Annotated in this window: 22 protein-coding genes; 5 read left to right on the top strand and 17 right to left on the bottom strand. The window is 62.1% G+C overall.

Annotated elements, in window-relative coordinates; genetic code table 11:
• Positions 1-116: 116 nt before the first annotated feature.
• The 4 genes from RGR602_RS05385 to RGR602_RS05370 all read right to left on the bottom strand — a co-directional run bounded on the left by RGR602_RS05385 (position 117) and on the right by RGR602_RS05370 (position 4,279).
• Complete coding sequence (locus RGR602_RS05385; RefSeq protein WP_039846664.1) at positions 117-338, bottom strand: hypothetical protein; 222 nt, start codon at positions 336-338, stop codon at positions 117-119.
• Between the two features lie 41 nt (positions 339-379).
• Entirely contained in the window at positions 380-1,306 is a 927-nt protein-coding gene (locus tag RGR602_RS05380) for an alpha/beta hydrolase family protein (protein WP_039844259.1), read from the bottom strand.
• Positions 1,307-1,398: 92 nt separating this feature from the next.
• Positions 1,399-3,045, bottom strand: coding sequence for a cisplatin damage response ATP-dependent DNA ligase (locus RGR602_RS05375; RefSeq protein WP_052451486.1), 1,647 nt, complete (start codon positions 3,043-3,045; stop codon positions 1,399-1,401).
• Positions 3,046-3,268: 223 nt separating this feature from the next.
• On the bottom strand, positions 3,269-4,279 hold the full coding sequence (locus RGR602_RS05370; protein ID WP_039846662.1) for a ligase-associated DNA damage response exonuclease: 1,011 nt from the start codon (positions 4,277-4,279) through the stop codon (positions 3,269-3,271).
• 136 nt (positions 4,280-4,415) lie between these two features.
• Here RGR602_RS05370 and RGR602_RS05365 point away from each other — a divergent pair, with 136 nt between their 5' ends.
• The 3 genes from RGR602_RS05365 (at position 4,416) to RGR602_RS05355 (ending at position 7,564) form a co-directional block, all read left to right on the top strand.
• Positions 4,416-5,390: a glycerophosphodiester phosphodiesterase family protein gene (locus tag RGR602_RS05365; protein WP_039844258.1), complete on the top strand. Its 975-nt coding sequence runs from the start codon at positions 4,416-4,418 to the stop codon at positions 5,388-5,390.
• Positions 5,391-5,482: 92 nt separating this feature from the next.
• Entirely contained in the window at positions 5,483-6,808 is a 1,326-nt protein-coding gene (locus RGR602_RS05360; protein WP_039844257.1) for a TIGR03808 family TAT-translocated repetitive protein, read from the top strand.
• 96 nt (positions 6,809-6,904) lie between these two features.
• Positions 6,905-7,564: a glutathione S-transferase family protein gene (locus RGR602_RS05355; protein WP_039844256.1), complete on the top strand. Its 660-nt coding sequence runs from the start codon at positions 6,905-6,907 to the stop codon at positions 7,562-7,564.
• A 20-nt stretch (positions 7,565-7,584) separates the two neighbouring features.
• Here the strand turns inward: RGR602_RS05355 and nadC are convergent, their stop codons facing one another.
• The 7 genes from nadC to RGR602_RS05315 form a co-directional block, all read right to left on the bottom strand.
• Complete coding sequence (nadC, locus tag RGR602_RS05350) at positions 7,585-8,448, bottom strand: carboxylating nicotinate-nucleotide diphosphorylase (RefSeq protein WP_039844255.1); 864 nt, start codon at positions 8,446-8,448, stop codon at positions 7,585-7,587.
• A gap of 1 nt (position 8,449) precedes the next feature.
• Positions 8,450-9,988, bottom strand: coding sequence for an L-aspartate oxidase (locus tag RGR602_RS05345; RefSeq protein ID WP_039844254.1), 1,539 nt, complete (start codon positions 9,986-9,988; stop codon positions 8,450-8,452).
• Positions 9,985-10,956, bottom strand: a complete 972-nt coding sequence (gene nadA / locus RGR602_RS05340) for a quinolinate synthase NadA (RefSeq protein ID WP_039844253.1) — start codon at positions 10,954-10,956, stop codon at positions 9,985-9,987. The genes RGR602_RS05345 and nadA overlap by 4 nt, the downstream gene beginning before the upstream one ends.
• A 78-nt stretch (positions 10,957-11,034) precedes the next feature.
• Positions 11,035-11,922, bottom strand: a complete 888-nt coding sequence (locus RGR602_RS05335) for an NUDIX hydrolase (RefSeq protein WP_039844252.1) — start codon at positions 11,920-11,922, stop codon at positions 11,035-11,037.
• 104 nt (positions 11,923-12,026) lie between these two features.
• Positions 12,027-12,923, bottom strand: a complete 897-nt coding sequence (locus RGR602_RS05330; RefSeq protein WP_039844251.1) for a LysR substrate-binding domain-containing protein — start codon at positions 12,921-12,923, stop codon at positions 12,027-12,029.
• 497 nt (positions 12,924-13,420) lie between these two features.
• Entirely contained in the window at positions 13,421-14,041 is a 621-nt protein-coding gene (locus RGR602_RS05320; RefSeq protein WP_039844249.1) for a glutathione S-transferase family protein, read from the bottom strand.
• 90 nt (positions 14,042-14,131) lie between these two features.
• Positions 14,132-14,497 (bottom strand): NUDIX hydrolase, encoded by a 366-nt coding sequence (locus RGR602_RS05315; RefSeq protein WP_039844248.1) that lies wholly within the window; start codon positions 14,495-14,497, stop codon positions 14,132-14,134.
• Between the two features lie 119 nt (positions 14,498-14,616).
• Between RGR602_RS05315 and RGR602_RS05310 the strand changes: the two genes are divergently transcribed.
• Positions 14,617-15,372 (top strand): DeoR/GlpR family DNA-binding transcription regulator, encoded by a 756-nt coding sequence (locus RGR602_RS05310; protein WP_039844247.1) that lies wholly within the window; start codon positions 14,617-14,619, stop codon positions 15,370-15,372.
• On the opposite strand, the gene RGR602_RS05305 is transcribed toward RGR602_RS05310, so the two are convergent.
• The 3 genes from RGR602_RS05305 to RGR602_RS05295 all read right to left on the bottom strand — a co-directional run bounded on the left by RGR602_RS05305 (position 15,347) and on the right by RGR602_RS05295 (position 17,974).
• On the bottom strand, positions 15,347-16,084 hold the full coding sequence (locus RGR602_RS05305) for a hypothetical protein (protein ID WP_039844246.1): 738 nt from the start codon (positions 16,082-16,084) through the stop codon (positions 15,347-15,349). The genes RGR602_RS05310 and RGR602_RS05305 overlap by 26 nt on opposite strands.
• A gap of 142 nt (positions 16,085-16,226) precedes the next feature.
• Entirely contained in the window at positions 16,227-17,234 is a 1,008-nt protein-coding gene (locus RGR602_RS05300; protein ID WP_039844245.1) for an asparaginase, read from the bottom strand.
• 119 nt (positions 17,235-17,353) lie between these two features.
• Entirely contained in the window at positions 17,354-17,974 is a 621-nt protein-coding gene (locus RGR602_RS05295) for a helix-turn-helix transcriptional regulator (RefSeq protein ID WP_039844244.1), read from the bottom strand.
• A 106-nt stretch (positions 17,975-18,080) separates the two neighbouring features.
• On the opposite strand from RGR602_RS05295, the gene RGR602_RS05290 reads away from it, so the two are divergent.
• Positions 18,081-19,502 carry an MFS transporter gene (locus RGR602_RS05290; protein WP_039844243.1) on the top strand — a complete coding sequence of 474 codons (1,422 nt, stop codon included), beginning with the start codon at positions 18,081-18,083 and terminating at the stop codon, positions 19,500-19,502.
• 50 nt (positions 19,503-19,552) lie between these two features.
• Here RGR602_RS05290 and RGR602_RS05285 read toward each other — a convergent pair whose 3' ends face one another.
• From RGR602_RS05285 to RGR602_RS05275, 3 genes are all read right to left on the bottom strand, one after another.
• Positions 19,553-20,275 carry a class I SAM-dependent methyltransferase gene (locus RGR602_RS05285; RefSeq protein ID WP_223843973.1) on the bottom strand — a complete coding sequence of 241 codons (723 nt, stop codon included), beginning with the start codon at positions 20,273-20,275 and terminating at the stop codon, positions 19,553-19,555.
• Positions 20,276-20,486: 211 nt separating this feature from the next.
• Positions 20,487-21,485: an NAD(P)H-quinone oxidoreductase gene (locus RGR602_RS05280; RefSeq protein WP_039844241.1), complete on the bottom strand. Its 999-nt coding sequence runs from the start codon at positions 21,483-21,485 to the stop codon at positions 20,487-20,489.
• Between the two features lie 76 nt (positions 21,486-21,561).
• Entirely contained in the window at positions 21,562-23,367 is a 1,806-nt protein-coding gene (locus RGR602_RS05275; protein ID WP_170251106.1) for a GGDEF domain-containing protein, read from the bottom strand.
• Positions 23,368-23,495: the final 128 nt, after the last annotated feature.

The raw sequence follows: 23,495 nt of genomic DNA, 5'->3' as shown, positions 1-23,495 counted from the left end.
AAACCCACCCTTTATCCATTGTCAGCGGAGCGATATCTGGCGGGAGGATGGCATTTGCGGCTGGCGTGAAGCTGGCGTCAGCATCCGAAAATGCGCCGGCTTCACGGGACTGGACATCACACGAGCACGACGCCGTGGCCGTAGACGCTCGCCAATTCGCGCACAAGCTGCGCTTCATGTTCGGTGAGCTTGCGAACATCCACAAAGCGCCAGTTGCGCTCATAAAGGGCGAAGGCTTCCTTTGCGGAAATGGCGCATAGAGGATCACGATCCATCAGGAGCGATTTCAGCTCCGGGAAGTCGTTCGGAATGATCTCGTCTGCCATTTGCGCCATCATGCGTCCAATATAGACCGTCGCGGCGAAAATTGAAGACGCGTTCAAGCGGCCACCCCACGGAAAAAACGGATGCTTTGCTCGATCTCGGCCGGCAGCGCGGAGGTGTGGTTGCCGGCCACCCTATCGGTCTCGATGCGGATACCGGCTGCACGGGCGCGGGCAGCGAGCAGGCCGGCACGGTCGTTGAATTGATCCTCTTCCGTGCCGTGAACGACGTGGACGGGGCACTTGAAGCTTTGCGCGTAGCAGAGCGCCGAGCGGACCTCGAATTCGTGCTTGTTGGCGTCGTCGAAGCGGATGTCCTGCGGGTAGCGATTGAAGAAGCGGAAGGCGTCCGGATTGCCGGAAATCGGGGCGGCGGCGCGGAAACGGTGGGTGCTCATGGCGGCAAGCATGGTCAGCGTGCCGCCGATGCTGTGGCCCGCCACAAACAGCCTGCTTGGGTCGACACCCGGCAGGTGCGCCAGCCGGTCGGCGGCGGCAAGAACGTCGTCCACCTCGTCGTAGAAGCCGGAAAAATTGCCCATCTGGCCATTTTCACCGCGGACAGACGGCATCAGCACCACGAAACCCGCCTCGGCATAGGGTTTCAGGAGCTGCCACTGGCCAGCACCCATGGCGTTGCCGCCATGAAGGAAAAGCACGCCGGGCCTTGCGTGGTGCCCGCGCTTGTATTTGCTGACCCAGGCCGCCAGTTCGAGCTCGCCGCCAGCGCCCGAGCGGTAGAATATCTGCTCGCCATCCGACGGCGTGGCCAATGCCTCGTATTTGTCCGGCGCAGGCCCCTTCTGCAGCAGCTTCGTACGGAAGCGGCGGCGAACCTTGGCATAGTCGTGGGTGATCAGGCGCGGCTGATCCGGAACATTAAAGGCGCAGGCGGCGCGGGGAAGCATGAGGGCACCCGCAATACCGGCAAGGACAGCGCGGCGTTGGCGGAAAAAGGCATTTCGATCGTCGTCAAGGGACATGACACAGCACCCGATAGCCCCCGGGGTACTCAAATATCTGCACCAGATCGGCATTTCGGCCAATACACATTGCGTTGAAATCCGGCCCTGCGTCATTGTCGCGCAGGCGGGCCCATTCCACGGCTTTCGTCGATCATCGCGACAAGCGTTTCGAGGCGATCTGCCTCATAGGAAGGCTTGTCCGGCCGTAGCCGGGAGATGCGCGGAAAGCGCATCGCCACACCGGACTTGTGCCGCGTCGAGCGGTTGATGCCTTCGAAGGCGACCTCGACGACGAAGCCGAACTCCCGATCTGCGCGCACGGCACGAACCGGACCGAAACGCTCGATGGTGTTGTTGCGGACGAATTTATCGAGCAGCTCCAACTCCTGATCGGTGAAACCGAAATAGGCCTTGCCGACAGGCACCAGCTGTTCGCCGTCTGGCGTCTCGGCCCAGACACCAAAGGTGAAATCGGAATAGTAGCTAGAGCGCTTGCCATGGCCACGCTGGGCATACATCAAGACGGCGTCGACGTTGTAAGGATTGCGCTTCCACTTGAACCACGGGCCCTTCATGCGGCCCGCCTGATAGATGCTGTCCCGCCGTTTGATCATCACGCCCTCGATCACCGGGTCTGGCGGCGACGTCCGCAGCTCGTCCAATTCCTCCCATGTCGAAAAGGCGACGAGCGGCGAGAGGTCGAACCGATCGTGCGGCGCCTGCTCGATAATCTCCGAAAGCCGGTCGCGACGGTCGATGAAGCTATGGCCGCGCACATCCTCTTCGCCGTCGAACAGCAGGTCGTAGGCACGGATGAAGGCCGGGTATTCGTCAAGCATCTTCGCCGTTACCGTCTTGCGGTTCAAGCGCTGCTGGAGGTCGGAAAAGGTCCTCGTCGGGCTGTTCGAGCGTGCGGTTCCGCCGACGAGCAGTTCGCCGTCGAGCACGCCGTTGAAGCTGATGGACTCCACAATATCGGGGAAGGCATTGGAGATGTCGTCGCCGGAGCGTGAATAGATCTTGCGCGTCTCGCCGGAGCGGGAAAGCTGGACCCGGATACCGTCCCACTTCCATTCGGCCGCATAATCCGCCGGGTCGAGGCTGGTGAGATCGTTGTCTTCCACCGGATGGGCGAGCATGACGGAATGGAAGATCGCCGGCGTCGCGAGCACCGGCTTGCCGCCCTTGCCCTCCAGCCATTCGAAAAGCGATTCATAGGGCGGCTCCAGACCGTGCCACAGGGTTTCGATCTCGATCACGTCCTTTCCACCGAGATCGGACAGCGCCTGCTTGGCAAGCCGTGCCGAGACGCCGATGCGCATGGCGCCAGTGGCAAGCTTGATGAAGGCGAAGCGGCCAGACGGATCCAGCCGGTCTAGCGTATCGCGCACGAAACTGCGAACCTCGGTGCGGCCGAGCGAATTCATGCGGGTGATGACCTCGCCCAGGCGCGGCTGGACGAAGGCGGAGCGCTCGACGTCCTTTTCGTTGTCCCAGACGAGCGAGATCGTTTCGGCGAGGTCGCCGACATAGTCGTAGGAGTAGCGGAACAGCACCTCGTCCATCCGCTCAAGCGTCAGATCGCGGAGCATGGCAGGCTTGACGTTGCGCACTTCGAGCGTGCCGGCGATCGCCGCAAGGCCATAGCCGCGGTCCGGATCGGGTGTGTCGCGGAAATAGTCGGTCAGGAGCTTCAGCTTGCCGTTGCGGCTGGGCGTCAGGACGAGACGGTCGAGGAGGTCGGCGAAGGGTTTCATGGGACCGCTCCGGCCGGTCGAGAAGCCATTTCTTCTGAAGACCCTTCCCCAACCCCTCCCAACAAGGAAGAGGGGCTTCGACGCCGTGCCCACCGCGTTCCATTCGCAAAGATGCAGCATGAAGCGACGCCGTATTGGGTCGAAAGGGAGCCGTATCGTAACCCGTGCCCCTTGTGGTCAGGGGTTGGGGGCGGGTCGTTGCGAATAGTCCCACACATCTTCCTCAATCCCCCTCGTCCTCATAACCCACCAGATGCAGCGGCCTCGCCTTGATGCCCTGCAGTTCGCACCAGCGGACGAGCGCTTCCTCGCGGCCGTGGGTGACCCAGACTTCGGCGGGGCTGAGTTCGCTAATCGTCTCGGTGAGTTCCGGCCAGTCGCAATGGTCGGAGATGACGAGCGGCAGCTCGACACCCTGCTGCTTGGCGCGCTGGCGCACCATCATCCAGCCGGAGGCGAAGGCGGGGAGCGGTTCGTTGAAGCGGCGCGCCCAACGATCGGCGAAGGCCGACGACGGACCGACGACGACGGCGCCCTTGAAGGCGGATTTGTCGCGGCTTTCAATGGTGGCCGGCCGCAGGTCGCCGAGGTCGATGCCCTGGCCGACATAATATTCGCAGAGCCGTTCCATGGCCCCGTGGATATAGATCGGCTCGCCGTAACCGGCATCGCGCAGCAGACGGATGACGCGCTGGGCCTTGCCAAGCGCATAGGCACCGATCAGATGGGTGCGCTCCGGAAACTGCCGGAGCGAGGCAAGCAGCTTGCCGATCTCCTCCATCGGATCGGGATGATGGAACACCGGCAGCCCGAAGGTCGCTTCGGTGATGAAGACATCGCAGGGCACCGGCACGTAGGCCGCACAGGTCGGGTCCGGACGGCGCTTGTAATCGCCGGAAACGACGATGCGGGTGCCGCTCTTTTCAATCGCGATCTGAGCAGAGCCGAGGACATGGCCTGCCGGATGGAAGCTTACCTTGACGCCGTTCAAATCTAGCTCTTCGCCGAAGCCGACGGCCTGCTCGCTGCCACAGAAACCGTCGCCGCAGCGCAGGCGCATGATGTCGAGCGTCTGGCGCGTCGCGAGAACATGCCGGTGGCCCGGGCGGGCATGATCGGAATGGCCATGAGTAACGAGCGCCTGCTCCACCGGCCGCACCGGATCGACATAGAATCCGCCCTGCGGGCAATAAAGCCCTTCGGGAGCCGAAAAAAGAAGAGCATCGGGTCGCATCATCAACGGGAAGATAGCGGGAAACGGGCCGAGAGCCAGTAGTTTCCCGCAATTCCGTCTGCCTGCCGCCGGCTGCCGCAGATCGACCCAAATCTCGCCTTAGCGATTTGCCACATTCGTTGGGGAGGGAACCGTTTTGAGAAGGAAATTGCGTTACAGCATAGCAGCAACCGCCGTCTTCGCCGCTGCCGTTTATCTGAACAATACCGATCGTTTGGCATCGCACCGGGAGGGCAAGCCGGTGCTGCTGGCACATCGCGGGATCGCGCAGCGTTTCGACGAGCGCAATTTGACGAACGACACCTGCACGGCGGCACGCATGCTGCCGCCGAAGCACGACTATCTGGAAAATACGATCCGCTCGATGCGCGCAGGCTTCGATCTGGGTGCGGATATCGTCGAGGTCGATGTCCATCCGACGACGGACGGGGAATTCGCGATCTTCCACGACTGGACGCTCGACTGCCGCACGAACGGGCACGGCGTCACCCGCGAGCACTCGATGGCGGAGATGAAGGCGCTCGATATCGGCTACGGCTATACGGCCGACGGCGGGAAGACCTTTCCATTCCGAGGCACCGGCATCGGCCAGATGCCGACGCTTGCTGAGCTGCTTCAGACGTTTCCGGACAGGCGACTGCTGATCAATGTCAAGAGCCGGGATCCGTCCGAAGGCGAGAAACTGGCTGCCGTCCTCAATGCCCTGCCCGCCGAGCGCCGGGAACTGATCATGGTCTATGGCGGCGACGAGCCCATCGAAACCATCCGCCGCCTGGCGCCGGACATCAAGACGGCATCGCGCGCAAGCCTCAAAGCCTGCTTGCTCGGCTATATCGGCTACGGCTGGACGGGCATGGTGCCGCAAGCCTGCAAGAACACGATGATGCTGGTGCCGGTCAATATCGCTCCGTGGCTTTGGGGCTGGCCGGACCGTTTCCTCAATCGCATGGAGGCTGGAAACAGCGTGGTCTTTGCGCTCGGCCCTTATCGCGGCGGCGATTTTTCGACGGGGATCGATACGCCCGAAATGCTGGCAAAGCTGCCTGCCGATTATTCCGGCGGCATCTGGACGAACGAGATCGAGGCGATCGGCAAGCTCAGGGGAAATTAGGCTCCCCAAGATACTTCGCGGCAAGGATTCTGTGTCAGAACATACATTCGTTTGGCACGAATGATGTCGTATGGACGGCGAAAGGCTCCTTGATGTATCTGCGGCGCGATATGCTCGGCTTTGTCGGTGCGGCTTTGATCCTGCCGATGGCCGGTCGCGCCTTCGCTACGTCAAAACGGCCCGCACTGCGCGGGGCGCTGGATGCATCCGGCGTGGCAAAGAGCGGGCTGCAGGCTCTGATTGACGAGGCGGCACGCAGCGACACGCCACTTTATCTTCCGGCCGGGACCTATGAAGCTTCGAACCTCGTGCTACCGGACAATGCCCGCATTATCGGCGTCCCGGGTGCGTCGCGGATTGTTCTTCAAGGCAGTGTCAATTCGGCCGAAGGCGCCCGGCGGATCGAGCTTTCCGGCATCGTCATCGAGGGTGGCGGCGGGATGAGCGGCGAGGACAATAGCGGCCTCGTGCAGTTGACCGGCATTGCCGAGGTGCACATCGACAACTGCGAAATTGCCGAGGCCGGCAAGCATGGCCTGCGCCTGGAGCGCTGCGGCGGCCGGATCGAACGCAGCCGAATTTCAGGGGTGGCGCAGGCCGGTATCTTCGCTGTCGATTCCACCGGGCTTGCGATCACCGGAAACACGGTTGCCGATTGCGGCAATGGCGGCATCCTCGTGCACCGCTGGGAAAAGGGCGAGGATGGCACCGTTGTTGCCGGAAACCGCGTTAGGCGCATTAGGGCGGATGACGGCGGCACGGGGCAGAACGGCAACGGCATCAATGTCTTCCGCGCCGGCGGCGTGATGGTGGCAAATAACCAGATTGCCGATTGCGCCTTTACCGCCGTGCGGGCCAATTCCGGCGACAACGTGCAGATCACCGGCAATCAATGCCTGCGCTCCGGCGAAACGGCGATCTATGCAGAGTTCGATTTTCAAGGCGCCGTCATATCCGCCAACCTCGTCGATGGTGCTGCGAACGGCATCTCGATCGCCAATTTCAACGAAGGCGGAAGGTTAGCCACCGTCATCGGCAATATCGTGCGGAACCTGAGGCGCGACGGCCCCTACAAATCCGAGGTCGGCTTCGGCATCGGAATTGCCGCGGAAGCCGACACGACCATCTCGGGCAATGTCATCGAAGACGCGCCGCTCTGGGCCATGCAGCTCGGCTGGGGGCCGTATCTGCGCAATCTCGTTGTCACCGGAAATGTCGTACGCAAGGCACCTGTCGGCTGTGCGGTCTCGGTTGCGGAGGGTTCAGGCACGGCTGTGATCACCGACAACGTCTTCCAGGAAATGACCGAGGGCGCAGTCTTAGGCTTCGAATGGGAAAAAAAGGTCTCCGGGGATCTCACGCAAGCAGGCAGAGAGCGATACCCGCATCTCACCATCGAGCGGAACCGCATCAGCTAGGACGCATCAAAAGCTTTCATTGACCCATCAGGACCAGCCGCTTTCCCTTGGCCCGGCAGCGCTCTAATTTGCGCGCAACGTTCAAGGGGGACAAGCATGCTGACAATCTACGGCGTTTACCGCTCGCGCGCTGCGCGCGTCTACTGGACGGCAGAGGAACTCGGCATCGCCTTCACCTCCGTTCCGGTGATCCAGGCGAAGCGGCTTGCCAATCCGCTGGCGCCGGACGCACCGATCAATACGCTCTCGCCCGAATTCGTTGCCATCAATCCGATGGCGCAGATCCCCTCGATCCAGGACGGCGAGCTGGTGATGCACGAGTCGTTGGCGATCAATCTCTATCTCGTGCGCAAGCACGGCGGTCCGATTTCCGGCAAAACCGTCGAGGAGGACGGTTTGCTGACGATGTGGACCTTCTGGGCGCTGGCGGAACTCGAGCCGCATACGGTAAGGATCGTCGTGACCTATGACAACGAGCACGAAAACACCGATGCCGGAAAGGCCACGATCGACGTCGCCTGCCGCTCCATGAAGCGCCCCCTCGCCGTGCTGGAAAAGCACCTCGCCAACAAGGAGTGGATCTTAGGCGACCGCTTCACCGTTGCCGATCTCAACATTGCGGAAGTGCTGCGCTATGGCCAGACGCAACAGGCACTGTTCGACGCTCATCCGAAGGTTAACGCCTGGCTGAAGCGCTGCCAGTCCCGCCCGGCCTATCTCGCCATGCAGGCGATACGCTCGAAAGAGCCGGTCTGAGCCAACGACAGTTCGATCACCTATTCCGATTGGCTGGATTTCCAATCGAGCCCGATGTCCAGCGTCGGCGCGCTGTGCGTCAGCCAGCCGACCGAGATCAGATCGACGCCGGAAGCGGCAATCGCACCTGCGGTTTGCGGCGTCACCCGCCCGGAAGCTTCGGTGATCGCACGGCCGGCGACGATTTCAACCGCCCGGCGAAGCTGGTCCGGGGTCATATTGTCGAGCAGGACGGCATCCACGCCGGTCTCCATCGCTTCACGCAACTGGTCGAGCGTATCGACCTCGACTTCGATCTTCACCATATGGCCGGCGCCGGCCTTGGCCCGGCAAATAGCCTCGGCGACGCCGCCGGCAATGGCGACATGATTGTCTTTGATCAGCACGGCATCGGAAAGCGCGAAGCGATGGTTGACGCCGCCACCGGCTCGCACGGCATATTTCTCCAGGGCGCGCAGTCCCGGCGTCGTCTTGCGGGTGCAGGCGACCGAGGCATTCGTACCGCCGATCGCCGCCACGATCCCGGCCGTCACCGTGGCGATGCCCGAAAGATGGCCGAGAAAGTTCAGCGCCGTCCGCTCTCCGGTCAAAATGGCGCGCGAGCGACCTTCGATCGTGGCGATGACGTCCCCGGGTTCCACCGCCGCGCCGTCCTCGACATGAGGGGTCATGATGATCGCGGGATCGACAAGCTCAAACGCCAGCGCGACGGCGTCGAGCCCAGCGATCACGCCCGGCTGGCGGGCCACCATGACGACCGTGGAGCGGTGATCCAGCGGAATGACGGCAGCCGAGGTGATATCGCCAGCAAGGCCAAGATCTTCCAGCAGAGCATCGCGGACGGGTGGCTCGATCAGCAGCCGCGGCAGGGGAACAAGCGTCATGTCAGGCACTCCTGGCAAAGGGGTCGGATGCAACGGCCCGCGCAAAGTTTAAAACATGAGGAAAATTCATCTTTTGGCGCTTGGCATGCACGTGCTTGAGGGGAAAATCGGTTCGGGAATGGGCGCCGCGCGACTCCGTCCGCAGCGCCGCAAAGGCGGCAATCAACAGCGCGACGGTGGCAGGATCCGTTGCCGGTCCCTCCTTCTCGACGAAGGGCAGGAGCGCGCCGATCGCGCCATGGATCGTACCACCGTTGCGCAGCACGCCGAGATGCGTGGAGACAATCCGCCGGATCGGCGATGCGTCGGGTTGCGGGGGCAGCGGTTCGATCACTGTTGGCCGCAGGGATACGGTCGTGCCGGCAATATCCCGGGCCGAGCGCATGCCCATGACCGCCGCTTCGAGCAGCGAATTGCTGGCAAGGCGGTTGGCGCCGTGCAGGCCAGTCGATGCTGCTTCGCCGGCGACCCAGAGGCTGGGGACGGAACTGCGGCCGTTCTTGTCCGTGGCGACACCGCCCATGTGGTAATGCACGGCCGGTGCAACCGGGATCAGCTGCCGCGCCGGATCGATCCCGGCTTCGCGGCAGAGAGTATCGATCACCGGAAATCGGCTTGAAAAGCGAGCGCCGAGTGCCTCGCGCGCATCGAGATAGACCTTGCCGCCGCGGGCGATCTCGGCGCTGATGGCGCGCGCCACCACGTCGCGCGGTGCAAGTTCCTGAGCAGGCTGATCCGCCATGAAGCGCTCGCCGCGCTCGTTGACCAGCATAGCCCCTTCACCGCGCACCGCTTCGCTGACGAGCGCCAGCGGCCGGCGCTTCGAGCGGAGTGCCGTCGGGTGGAATTGCACGAATTCCATATCCGCAAGCACCGCGCCTGCCCTTGCAGCGAGGACGATGCCCTGGCCGAAATTGATGACCGGATTGGTCGTCGCCTCGTAGAGGCCGCCGAGGCCGCCGGTTGCCAAGAGGACATACGGCGTCGGCACGATGAAAGACTTTCCGCCGGACGCGCAAAGGACGCCGCCGATCGCACCGTCTGCGAGCGAAAGACGCCGGACTTCGAAATTGGCAAGCACGGTGATCGACGGCGTGGCCGAGACGGCTCGTACCAGCGCGCGAATGATGGCAGCGCCGGAGCCGTCGCCTTCGACATGTACAATGCGCGGGCAGGAATGAGCGGCCTCCAGCCCGAGCGCTAGCCGACCTTCGGCATTCCTATCAAATCGGACGCCGAGTTTCTCAAGTGCCGCGATCACCGCTGGCGCTTCGCTCACGATTCCGGCGGCGGTCTCGGGATCACATAGGCCGTCACCGGCAGCAAGCGTATCGGCAAGGTGGAGGTCCGCGCTGTCATCCGTGCCGATGCTTGCTGCGATGCCTCCCTGGGCCCAGGCGCTCGAGGTCTCGGCGCCCAGGGCGGCTTGCGTGATCAGGACCACCGGCTGCGGCGCCAGCGTGAGCGCCGCCATCAGCCCGGCAATGCCGCTGCCGACGATGACCGGGCGGCCGGCAAGATGGGTGAGGATTTCGGTCATATCGCCAGCATCCTTTCCACGGCACGCCGCGCGGCAACCGCAATGGCGGGATCGACGGTGACTTCGTGGCGGTTTTCCTGAAGCGCCGTGCGGATGTTCGAGAGCGTGATCCGCTTCATGTGCGGGCAGAGATTGCAGGGCCGGATGAATTCGACATCCGGGTGGTGCACTGCGACGTTGTCGCTCATCGAACATTCGGTGAGCAGTACGACGCGCGCCGGTCGTTTCTTCCCGACATAATCGGACATGATGGCAGTGGAGCCGGCGAAATCCGCTTCGGCGACGACATCCGGCGGACATTCCGGATGGGCGAGCACGGTGACGCCCGGATAATTTTCCCGAAGCTGGCGGACATCATCTGCGTTGAAGAGCTCATGCACCTGGCAGTGGCCATGCCAGGCGATGATCTCAACCTCGGTTTCCTTTGCAACGTTGCGGGCAAGGTATTCATCCGGGATCATCAGCACGCGCGGCACACCAAGCGATTCGACCACCTGCTTGGCATTGCCCGAGGTGCAGCAGATATCCGAGGCGGCTTTCACCGCCGCCGAGGTATTGACATAGGTGATCACCGGCACGCCGGGATTTGCCTGGCGCAGCAGCGCGACATCCTCCGGCGTGATCGAATCCGCCAGCGAGCACCCGGCGCCCATGTCGGGAATGAGCACCGTCTTTCCAGGATTAAGCAGCTTGGCGGTCTCGGCCATGAAGTGGACGCCGGCAAGCACGATCACCTCGGCATTCACCTCGATCGCCTTGCGCGCCAGCGCCAGACTGTCGCCGACGATATCGGCAACGCCGTGAAAGATCTCCGGCGTCTGGTAATTGTGGGCGAGGATGACGGCGTTGCGGCGGCGCTTCAGATCGAGGATCGCTTCGACATCGTCCTGGAAAGTCAGCCATTCCGCCTTGGGGATGACTCGGCTGACACGGTCATAGAGAGAGGGCGCGGACACGGGAGAGTTCACGGCGGGCTCCTTTATACTTGAATATACTCGAAACGAGTATTTCTAGGGCAAGCTAATTATTCTCAGTTTGAGTTTATGTCAAGCGCGGGAGAGCGGGAGTTTCGAGCCGGACAGCGCGCGTTCTTCGAGAACGGCATGCCGGTAGCGAAAGAGCTTCGCTGGGCGGCCGCCGGTCTGGCTGGCCATCTCGCCGGTTTCCTCGATCAGTTGCTGCTGATCGATCAGCCGGCGGAAATTCGGCTTATGAAGCGTAAGGCCCGCCAGCGCTTCGACGCTGCGCTGAAGCTGCAGCAGCGTGAAGCTCTCCGGCATGAGCTCGAAGACGACCGGGCGATACTTGATCTTCGCGCGAAGCCTGGCTATTCCGGTCGCGAGAATCCGCCGGTGATCGGCAAACATCCGGCGGCCCGGGTTCTCCGCCATGGTTGCGCCCGCCTCCGCCACCAGACCCGCCTCGTACAGCAGTTCGTAGCGTTGCAGAGCGAGATCTTCGTTCCATGCGGCGCCATCCAGGCCAAAGGTAAAGGCGATCCGGCGCTTGCGGTTCTGCTGGCGAGCGGCATCCGTCGCTTCCCAGCGCCGCAGCCGGTCGACAAGCGCGTCGAAGACCGGCGGCTTGCCTTTGCGGTGGTCCTCCCACGGAAAATATTCGTACCAGCTATGCCAACCCGGGGCCGGGTGCTCCCGCACCAGCCCCAGATAGCTGATCGAGATCGTCCGTCCACCGAGGATCTCGTTCTGCCGGTCGCGGTCGGCGAAGGTGTAAAGCTGTTCAAGATAGCCAACCGGATGCGCCGTCTGCTCCTGAATCCACTCCCGCAGGCCGCTTTGCAGCGTGCGGTGCCCCATCTCGAAGGATCCGGAAGGCAGCGCCTCGCCAGTCCTGACCGTCATGACGCGCGGGTCTTCGTCGGTTACGGCGGCAAGGACCGCGATCAGTTCTGCGTGTGCGACGCCAATGGGCACTGTGATGGATCGTCCTCTGCAAATGTGGTTCTAGCGAACAGCTTTGCCCCACGAGCTATACAATGCCAATGCCAGCGAAGCGCAGCACGCTGTCAGTCACGCCCTCAAGAAAAGAGCTTCACCGTTCCGGCCATCTCCTCGCGGATCCAGGCCTTGAAGTCCCGCACCTTCTTCGGCTCACGCGCGCCTTCGGCTGTCACGAAATAATGGCCGAAACCGGTCTTCGCGCGGATGGCGAAGGGGACGGCGAGCTGGCCGGCCTGCAGCGAATAGTCTGCCAGCGTCTGCCAGGCGAGCATGACGCCCTGCCCGGCGATGGCCGCGTCGAGGCAGAGCGAAGCGTCGTTGAAGACGTGGCGCGTCGCCGGCGCCGAACCTGAGAGGCCCGCCTCCCGCATCCAGACCTCCCAGCCGAACATGGCGCGGCCATCGATGACGGCCGGCAACTTCCGGATATCGGCGGGCTCCTTCAGATCGCGCGCCATGTGCGGTGCGCAGACCGGGAATACTTCCTGCTCCACAAGCAGTTCGGCCGTGACGCCGGGCCACTGCCCGGCGCCGACTCGGATGCCGATATCGACGTCGGATGTCGACAGATTGACGAGGCATGTCGTCGCATCGATGCGCAGTTTGATATCCGGAAAACGCGCGGCGAAACGATCGAGCCGCCACACCAACCATCGAGCGGCGAAGACGGGTGCCACAGAGATCGTCAGCGTCGCGTCGTCCCGGCGCTGCGCGATCGAGACGGCCTGCGACATACGGTTGAAACCCTCCGTCAGAGCGGCAAGCACCGGCGCGCCCGCTTGCGTCATCACCATGCCCTTCGACGTGCGCTCGAAAATCAGCTGATCGAGCTGCGCTTCGGTCTTGATAACCTGCTGACTGACGGCACCGATCGAGACCCCGAGTTCCTCCGCGGCAAGCTGCAGCGAACCGAGACGCCCGACGGCCTCCAGCGCGCGTAGCCCGTTCAAATGCACCGAGTTGAGATTCCGCATATATTTTTTCTATAGCGCGTCGCTGATAATCTCAATTGAAAAGGTTCCTCATGGCTCCGATATTGAGGCGGAGCACCTGTAGCGGCGAGGTATTATCGCCGCACACTGTGCATTTGCGAACCAGAGAAAGCGAGGCATGCAATGTCATTGCTGAAGTTTTTCTTGAATAAGGCAACCGACGCGAAGGCTCCTGAGGCCGATGATCCGCTGTCGCATCCGGAGATCGCCGCAATGTCGCTGCGGCAAATGGCCGATCTGCCTTTAAACTATCCGGCGCCGAAGCCAACGCGATACGAGACGCGGCCGCTTTCGAAATGTGCATGATTGCTGCTTTGGTCTTTTGCGCAAACAACGGCAATGGATTGGATGCCGCCGGCCCTCCTTGCACCTCATTCCTGTCCTTGTGACACCAACTCAGCCACGGCGAGGGTTGCCCGCATGAGCCACCCTCACCTCCTCTCGCCGACCGACACGATGGGGAGGAAGCAAGGGACGCCTCATCCCTTTTCAATCGTCAGCGCCCGCTGCACCGCCGGGCGATCCATCATCCGGGCGTAATGGGCGGTGGCCTTGGCGAAGCGCATCGGGTCGACGCCGTCGCCGCGCAGCCAGCCGGTCATGGTGAAGAGATAGGGATCGGCGACGGAATACTGCTCGCCCATGACCCAGGGGCCGGCGAGCATCGTCTCCTCGATGAGTTCGAAGTTTTCCGTCATGGTCTGCGGCACCTTGGCCTGCATGGCTTCGTGCGCGGCGGGATCGTCGGCCCAGCGAGAACCGCGTCGCTTGTGTGCATGGTTCACATGCACGGTCGAGCAGAGGTAGCTGTTGAAGGCCTGCAGGCGGGCGAACTCGAAGGAGTCGTCGAGCGGCGCGAGCCTGGCCGCTGGGACGGTCTGCGCGATATAGGCGAGGATCGCCGGCGTTTCGGTGACTATGCCGCGATCGGTGACGAGGGCCGGGACGCGGCCCTTCGGGTTGATCTTCAGATATTCCGGCGAGCGCTGCTCGTTGTCCTTGAAGCTTATCATCCTTGCTTCATAGGCAAGCCCGGACTCCTCCAGCGCGATGAGACTTGCCAGCGCACAGGTGCTTTGCGCGAAATAAAATGTCAGCATGGTCGAGACTCCCTTTCGGGAATTTTATATAGCGCAACCGTCGCAGCCTGCCCATGGCGGAAATCGGGGCCGTTGCCGGCCCCGGCGCAATCACGCGGCTCTCGCGCAGCCCGGCACCTCTTCCAGCTTGTACCAGACCGGAATGCCGCGCTCGCGCGCGATGCGGACGTCGTTGTCGGCACCCTTGGAGTCCCCCCGCAGCCGCAGCACACCCTCGCAAAGCTCCAAAAGCCGGTGAGCGACAGGGTGGAAGATTTCCTCGTAGAGATCATCGCCGATCGATTTGCCTCCGGCTGCATTCCAGACCGGCAAGGCCACCCATTCGCCGATCATCGGAACATGGCCCGCCTTGAAGAGCGCGTAAGCGGGTTCCTCCAGTCGCTTCAGGTTGGCCGCCATTTTTTCCGGATCATCGCCGGTTCCGGACCTGTACGGCCCTGCAATCAGGATCAACATCGTTAAACTCCATCACTCCCGGCCTCATGCACGGGATTTCACGATAATGCGTGAAATTGCTTGCATGTCGAGTCATCTCAGGCATTATCGTGATAATTCGTTGATTTTCGTGCAGAGCGATGCTGACAACACAACGCAAATCCCTGATCCTCGACATCCTGCGCCGTGACGGCCAGGTCATCGCCAAGCGCGTCGCCGAAGATTTAGCGCTGTCGGAAGACACGATCCGGCGCGACCTGCGGGAGATGGCGGCTGACGGGCTCTTGAACCGGGTGCATGGCGGCGCGATGCCGATTGCGCCGGACCTGCCAAATTTCTCGGCGCGGCGGAGCGTTTTGTCCGATGCCAAGCAGCGGCTCGGCGCCAGGGCGGTGCAAATGGTGAAAGCGGGGCAGATGATCTTTCTCGACGGCGGGACGACGACGGCGGAGATCGCCCGGTATCTGCCACGCGACATCGCCTTTACCGTCGCAACGCATAGCCCGACGATCGCGGCGGAACTGGAGCATCACCCGACCGCGGACATCATTCTCACAGGCGGGCGGCTCTACAAGCACTCGATGGTGGCAACCGGCGCTGCGGCCATGGCGGCGATCTCGCAGCTTAGACCCGATATCTTTTTCCTCGGCGTCACCGCCGCCCATCCCGTGCACGGGCTCTCCACGGGCGATTTCGAGGAGGCGGCGATCAAGCGCCATATCGCCCGTTGCGCGGCCGAAACATATGTCCTGCTGACCGAGGAGAAATTCGATCTCGTTTCGCCCTGCGCTGTGCTCGGCATTGCCGATGTTGCCGGACTGATTGTTTCGGCGGGAGTGCCGGAAGAGCGGCTTGCGCCCTACCGGGCGCTCAATGCCGCGATCCTCGAAGCATGAAGGGCACGGCGCGCCGCGCGATGTCCTGCGGCAGTAGGCTTGCGAAGAGCGCCGCCACGAAGACCGCCAGCATAGCATAGGCCGGCATCATGCTGCCGGTTCCGAGATCGCAGACTGCCGCCAAAAGCGGCTGGAATGCCGCGATCGTCGAGGCGATCCACGGCATGCCGAGCATGCGCGCCGGGAGGGCACCGAAGCCTGGCGTTTCCGCGATTGCCGCAAGCACGCCGTAGCCCGCGGCAATCCAGATGACGGTCCGCAGCCACGCCCGCTGGCCAAAGGAAACCATCCTCCCCTCTTCGAAGGCGATGAAGAGATAAGCGCAGAACACCGTGACGAAGAGGAAGGCCACCGGCAGGCTTTCGACGACCATTTCCGGCCGCAACTGGCCCGTCCAGCCGCCCGCGAGAATCCCCGGGAAGGCCGCCGACGCCGAAAACCAGACAAGCGCGACGGGCGCCCAGAGCCAGTTGACCGACAGGTAATGCAAACGGGCGAATGTGCAGATCACCATGATTGCCCCGGCAAGCCCAATACCCGAAGGCTTCATCGCGCCGGACATGGCAAGCACAATCGGCCCGCAGGAACCGGCGATCTCGGCGCAGCCGGACATGGCGACGATCGCCCAGGTCACGTAATCGAAGCACATGGAAAAGAACAGGAAGATCGCGACGGCGATCAGCATCCACCAGAGATAGCGGCCTGCAAACATATCCTGCCCTCGCGGCACGGGTTGAAACGCCGCACCATAGTAGGACAAATGCGCCGCCGCGCACCTCCTCTCGCAGGATTTGGTTTAACGCATATTAGGAATTGCTGATTATCCGAAACAGGTTGTGCCGTAACGGCACGGTCTATGCGAGAAGCGCAGCCGTGACGCGAATGTCGCCGACATGGATGCCGTTCCAATTGTGCATCGGCTTGACGCCCATCGAAACCAGCTTCGCGTGAACCTCGCTGCCCCTTTCGAAGAACCGGGCGAGCGCTGCCGCCACCATGGCCTCGGCGGCGCGTGTCGTCCCGTCCTCGCACTTTACGGCAATCGAGATCCCTTCCTCCGGAACTGCAGCGCAGAAGACGCCCTCGGCGCCGGTCTTGGCGAAAATCCTGCCCGGCGCGATCTGCATCAGCTCGGTGCAGGCGCGGCCCGTACCCGCGACATAGAAGGGCTCCGCCATGCAGGCGTCGAATAGGCGGCGGGAGGCCTTGGCGCGCAGCGGTTCAAGGCCATTGCCGGTCGCCATCTTGGCAAAGCCATGCGCGAGGCCGCGGAGCGGCACGGCATAGGTCGGGATCGAGCAGCCGTCAGTGCCGCAATTGTCGCGGCCGAGCACAGCACCGCAGAGGCTCTCCATCGTACCGCGGATCTCTTGCTGCAGCGGGTGGTCGTAGCCGCAATAGCCCTTCGCATCAATGCCCTGATGGCAGCAGGCGCAGACGAAGCCTGCATGCTTGCCGGAACAATTGTTGTGGAGCGCCGTCGGCGCTGTGATCGTGCGCGCCTGGTGGATCAGAGTCTTGCGGTCCGATGACCAGTGGGCACCGCATTCCAGCATTTCGACGCTCCCACCAGCGCGCGCCAGCATGGAGGCGGCAAGCGCCACATGATCGTCCTCGCCGTTATGTGAAGAACAGGCGAGCGCCAGTTCCTTGTTGCCGAAGCCGTAGGCATCGGCCGCACCACTTTCGACCAGCGGCAACGCCTGCATAGCCTTGCAGGAAGACCGCGGGAAAACGCCGCCATCGATATCGCCAAGCCCGAAGACGACCTTGCCATCGCCGTCGACGGCAACGATCGTGCCGCGATGGCAGCTTTCGACGAGCGAGCCGCGGGTGACTTCGACAGTGACGGGATTGGACATGGGCAGGGATCCGGATCGGTTTTTGGGGAGAGCAAAGCCATAGCGCGTTGCGCCGATAAAGCAACGCCTTTCGGCCGCGCTGCGGCAATTGCATTCCCGTTTCGTCCCGAAGCCGAAGCCTAAAGCGGACTGATCCGGTAGGCGCAGCGGCGAGCGCCGAGAAGAATGTGCTCGGACCGCTCGACATTGGCGCCAAGCACATTGCGGAAGGTCTCGAGCTCGGAACGGCAGAAGCCGGCGCAGGCCCGGGCCGCCGCACAGATGGCGCAGTGGTTTTCGACAAGCATAAACGTGCCGTCCTCTTCCATCCAGCTATCGGCCATGTAACCTTCGCGCGTCCGGATCGCTGTCAGCTGGCGGATGCGCAGAGCGAGATCGGAAGCCGAGACCTCCTTGCGGTAGCGCTTCACGGTTTCTGCCTCGCGTGCCGAGATGATGGTATCCAGGGCATCCCTGCCGAGCGTCTTGACCATGGTGCTCAGAAGGGTCGCGGTCAATTCCGCGTGGCCGTCCGGAAAGGTCTGGTTGCCGGCCAGGGTCAGATGCCAGAGCTGGCCTGGCCGTCCTCTGCCCGAACCCGGCTCGGTAAGGGGCTCGACAAGACGGTCCTCGGCAAGCTTCGTCAGGTGCTGGCGCGCCGCTTCAGAAGTGATGCCCAGCACATCGCCGATCGACGCTGCGCGCTGAGGCCCTTCGGTCTTTAGCAGAAGCAGAATACGGTTGGCAGGCGATTGGCGCATTTATTTTTCCAAGTCGTTGCTTGCTTTAATGAGGCAGGCATGTAATTTTCCAACTTATAACTTGGAAAATAATGATCCGCTAGCGAAAACATCAAGGTAATAGTTCATGACCAGTGCCGATCAGGCGGCAGAGCCGCAGTCATCCGTCTTCCAGCTTTTCACGCCGTCCCTGCTGCCCGCCACGCTGATGCTCGGCGGCGGAGTGACGCTCTATGCAATCGAGAGCTATATCACCGCCACAGTCGCCCCCTCGATCGTGCGCGATATCGGCGGCTTGCCGCTACTTGCCTGGGTGACGACGCTTTTCGTTGCCGCCGCCGTGCTCGGCTCGATCTTCGTGGCCACGCGGCCGCGCGGTATGGGCTTGCGCGGCGCCTATGTCTGCGGCGCCCTGATTTTCGCAACAGGCAGCCTCATCTGCGCCGCCGCACCTGTCATGGAAGTGGTGCTCGCCGGGCGCGCCGTTCAGGGTTTCGGCGCCGGCATCCTTGCCGCGCTTGCCTATGCTTTCGTCCGCTTCGCCTATCCGGAACCGCTCTGGCCAAAAGCCTCCACGCTCTATGCGGCGATCTGGGGTGTTGCGACCCTGCTCGGGCCGAGTGCAGGCGGCCTGTTTTCGCAAGGAAGTGCGTGGCGGTACGCCTTCATCATCATCGTGCCGCTCGGTCTGCTGATGGCCGTTCTTTCGCCATGGCTGCTACCGAAAGCGACGGACGACCGCGCCCACGGCAAGACGCCGGTCTTGCAGATCTGCCTGCTGCTTGTCGCCGTGCTGTTCGTCAGCATCGCAGGCACCGTCGAGCATATGGTCACGAAGGCTGCGCTGATTGCCGTTTCCGTCCTCTCGATCTCACTGATGCTGGTGACGGAACGTCGAGGCAACAACCGGCTTCTTCCAACCGGCGCGGTCATGCTCGCAAAGCCGGTTGCGCGCGTCTACCTCATCATGTTCGCGCTGCTGTTCATCCTCGTCAGCGACATCTACATTCCCTATTTCCTGCAGACCTTGCATGGCGTGACGCCGCTGATTTCCGGCTATCTGACCGCCCTTGTCGCGCTCGGATGGACGATCGCCGCCTTCTTCAGCGGCTCTCTGACCGGCAGGCGCGCGAGCAACGCGATCGTCGCCGGCTGCATCATTGAAGCGCTGGCGACCGTTTTCCTGGCGACCTTTCTCGCCCGAGACAACCAGATGGCGAGCCTTGCAATTCTCGGACCGGCGGCTGTCGCAATGCTGATGATGGGTTTCGGTGTCGGCCTCGGATGGGCGCATCTGGTGACAAAGGTGCTGCGCATTGTCAGCAGCGCCGAGCAGGACAAGGCATCGGCAGCGATCTCCACGTTGCAGTCGCTCGGCGGCGCTTTCGGCGCGGCGGTCGCTGGCGTCATTGCCAACAGCACAGGGCTCGTCACACCGGGCGGCATTGCCGGCAGCATCTCGGCGGCCCACTGGCTCTACGCCGCCATGGCGCTCCCCGGCATCGTCACGATTGCGGCGGCACTGACGCTGAGAGAAGGCCGAAATTGAAAAGAGGCGCCCCGGGGCGCCTCTTCCATGAATGAGAGTTTCGAGCGATCTCAGGCGACGCTGCGCTCCGGCTCTTGCTGGACAGCCTGCTGCTTCACGCCGAGATAAAGAACGGAGCGGAGGCCGATGCCGTAGGTGTCGCAGACTTCGGGCGTCAGGAACTCACTGACCGGGACCTCCTGCACCGCAAGACCTGACCGCCGGATCACATCGACGAATCCCGGCTTGGAGAATATGCGCACATGGTCATCCTGGCCGAAATGCTGCCAGCGCCCCTCAGGCGTCGTCACATCGGGATTTTCATAATTGTCCTGGATCGACAGGCAAATCGGCGCCATCAGGATGGCAATGCTGTTCTGCTTGAGAACACGCCGTATTTCTGAGGTGGCGCGCACCGGATCGTCGACGTGTTCGAGCACGTGCGAGCACAGAACGAAATCGAAAGTCTCGTCCGCATAAGGGAGATTGTGAATGTCCGCCTTGTCGTCCGCCTCCGGCATATACATGTCGCAGCTGCGATAGAAGATGTGCGGATGGCTTTTCAGCCAGAAGCTCAAAGAGCGGCCTGGGGCGATATCCAGAAACCGGAACGGCTGCGCCTGGTTGAGGCGCTGAAACACAGGCGTCAGGAACAGGGCATAGAGCCTGTCGCGGTCGCTCGAGTGACAGTTGGGGCAACTATAGGCCTGATGATTGATCGTTTCGAATTCATCGACCCCATAAGCAAAGCCATGTTCGGTCGCCTTGTCGATATAATACCGCGGAAGCGGCACGAAATGCGGAATCCTGCTGCGGCAGATGGGGCAAGAGTGGAATAGAGCCATTGCATTCCTCGTGGGGACCGTACGACGCGCAATCAACGCCACATCAAGATGCGCAGTTCGGGGCCGGGTTTCGCTCAGACGACAGTTCAGCGACCCCGGAGACTCACTTACGGCCAGGATCAGTTTTACCTTGTGCACCGATGCTGGTCCGAAGCTGACCTCAAACGGTCAGGGTGATCTTGCCGATATGGCTGCTCGTTTCCATCAGCCTGTGCGCTTCGACGACATCTTCGAAGGCAAAGGTCCTGTGGATGACGGGGGCGACCTTGCCGGCTTCGAGGAGCGGCCAGACCTGGGAGAAAAGGTCGTCGCGGATGGCGCGCTTTTCTTCTGCAGTGCGTGGGCGCATCGTCGAGCCGGTGACAGTGAGGCGCTTGGCCATGATCGGCGCGAGGTTGACCCTTTCAGCGACCGCGCCGCCCAGCAAGGCGATGATCGACAGGCAGCCGTCCCTGGCGAGCGATGCGATATTCTTTTCGAAATAGGCGGCGCCGATCATGTCAAGTACGACATCGACGCCATGGCCACCGGTCTCGGCCTTGATGACTCCGGCGAAATCCTCACTCTTGTAGTTGATCGCCCGCTTCGCGCCGAGCTTTTCGCAGGCCTTGCATTTCTCCGCCGAGCCTGCGGTCGCATAGACCTCGGCGCCGAAGGCGCGGGCGAGCTGGATCGCCGTGGTGCCGATGCCGCTGGAGCCGCCATGGATGAGAACGCTCTCACCCTCCGTCAGGCCGGCCATCTGGAAGAGGTTCGCCCAGACGGTGAAGAAAGTCTCCGGCAGGGCTGCGGATTTCACCGCATCGTAACCCTTCGGGAACGGCAAAACCTGGCCAACGGGCAGCAAGCAATATTCGGCATAGGCACCGCCATTGGCGAGCCCGCAGACTTTGTCTCCGAGCGAATATCCGGCCACGCCCGGACCGATCGCGGCCACTTCACCGGAAAGCTCGAGCCCGAGAATGGGGCTTGCATCCTTCGGCGGCGGGTATGTTCCCTGGCGCTGCGCCACATCCGGACGGTTGATGCCGATCGCCTGCATGCGAACGAGGATCTGTCCCTCGCCGGGCACCGGAACAGGTGCGGTCGCGATCCTCATGACTTCCGGCGCGCCGAAGCTCGGCAGGTCGACGAAACGCATGTTCGCTGGCAAGGGCATGACGGTCTCCTCTTTCCGAAAGCCCAGGAGATAATTCACCGCCCGGTGCTTGGGAAGGAGAGAAGTGGCAAAGGCGTCAATTCGCCTCGCCCAGCGGATGGAAGATCAACCCGTCGGCGCTTTCCTTCGCTTCGGCTTTGATGTGCGCGATTTCGGCACTGACACGATTAATGTCGTCGATCACCAAGCCTTCCGGCAGCTCAAGGACACCGATCGAGCAGCGCATCAGCGGGAAAAGCGCTTCCGCACCGGCACGGTCATGACCGCGAATGCGCCCGGCAGCTCGGTCCTCGTCGGAATAGAGATCGCGGACGTCTTCGTGGAAATCGCTGATGAGCCGGTCAAGGATCTCGGTCAGTTCCTCCTTCGTCCATCCGATGACGCCGATGAAGAAGTCGTCGCCCCCCACATGGCCGAGGAAATGACGCTCGGCGAAGAAGTAACGGCGCATCAGCGCGGCGAAGAGCGAGATCGCGTGGTCGCCGAGATGAAAACCATAAGCATCGTTGAACGGCTTGAAGTTGTCGAAGTCGCAATAGCAGAAATGCCGTACCTCGTCGCCGTCGCGACCGGCCTGGCGCATGAAATCGCGGATGGCGCGGTTGCCCGGCAGGCCGGTCAGCGGGTTTTGGTCCTGCGCGGTCTTCAACTGCTTTTCGTTGATGACCTTGATGAGTGAGGCAGCGGAGACGACGCCGGCATAGCGCATGTTGTCCGTAAGGATCAGGCAGTTGCTGCCTTCCATATTGGCGAAGATCGTCATCAACCGCTCGGCGTCGGAATCGAGACCGACGATCGGTGCCATTTCGACGAAATGTGAAATCGTGCGGCCATAGACCTTGTTCTTCAGGAGATCGCGGCCGAAGGGCTGGTAGATATATTCCTTGAGATGGTGCTCATGGATGATGCCGCGCGGCTCGCCATTGGCATTCAACACCGGGAAGAAGGCCTGGCGCGGATTGCGGCGAAAGAGCTCGAAGACCGTGTCGATGCTGTCGTTCTCGTAAACTGTCGGCAGCACTTCAATCTGTTTGCGGATAAGGATCTCATCGAGCGATTGTGTGTTGTGCTTGCTCTTGCCGAGATCCTGCAGATGCGGAAACGAGGACACGAGCTCGGAGGTATGCGGCGTCGGCCGGGCAATGAACCAGCCTTGGACGAGATCGACGCCATATTCGCGGCAAGCGAGGAATTCCGCTTCGGTTTCAATGCCTTCCGCGATCACCCGGGTGCCGAGCACATGGGCGATGTTGACGATATTCTTCAACAGGTGGCGCTTGCGCGGCATGCGGTCGATGTCGGCGACGAAGTGACGGTCGATCTTGAGGTAATCGACGGCATAGTCGCAAAGAAGCTTCATTTCGCCGTGACCGACGCCGAAGTCGTCGATTGCCAGCTTGAAGCCGGTCTTGCGGAGCTTGGAAACCAGCGCCTCGAATTCCGGCACGCTGGTATTGTCGAAACGCTCGGAGAATTCGAAGCAGACCGAGGACGGCGGGATGTTGGCGGCCTTCAGGTGCTGGAGGAGGGTTTCAACCAGGCGGTCGCCGTGCGGGATCAGCCGAACGTCGAGATTGAGGAAAAGCGTCGAAGTCGAATAATTGCCGAGCGTCGCGAACTTGGCGAGTGCGCGGCTGGCGACCATCTGCTCCAGCTGCAGCAGCTGGGCGGCGCGATGCGCCTCATCGAGGATTTCAACAGGAGAATCGAAGCCGATGCGTTCCTGCCCGCGCATCAGTGACTCGTAGCCGAAGACCGTGCCCGTCCCTGCTTCGACAATTGGCTGGAAAGCATTTTCGATGACGAGTTTCGCGAGCGTCACGATCTGATCGCTGGCATAACGGCGCAATACGCCCGGTTCGACGGCGGCAGCCAAAGACATGCCAAATTCTCCACTGCGAAGTCTTCTTTTTCGCAGCGAAGATGGTGAAAAAGCATCAACGAACCCTTTCGCCAATGTGAAACTTTTGTGAAAGTTGCGGACCGGAATGTTTCAGCATTCCGGTCAAT

It is taken from the genome of Rhizobium gallicum bv. gallicum R602sp (assembly GCF_000816845.1).
Taxonomy (GTDB): domain Bacteria; phylum Pseudomonadota; class Alphaproteobacteria; order Rhizobiales; family Rhizobiaceae; genus Rhizobium; species Rhizobium gallicum.
This window is presented reverse-complemented; position numbering and strand designations above follow the sequence as displayed.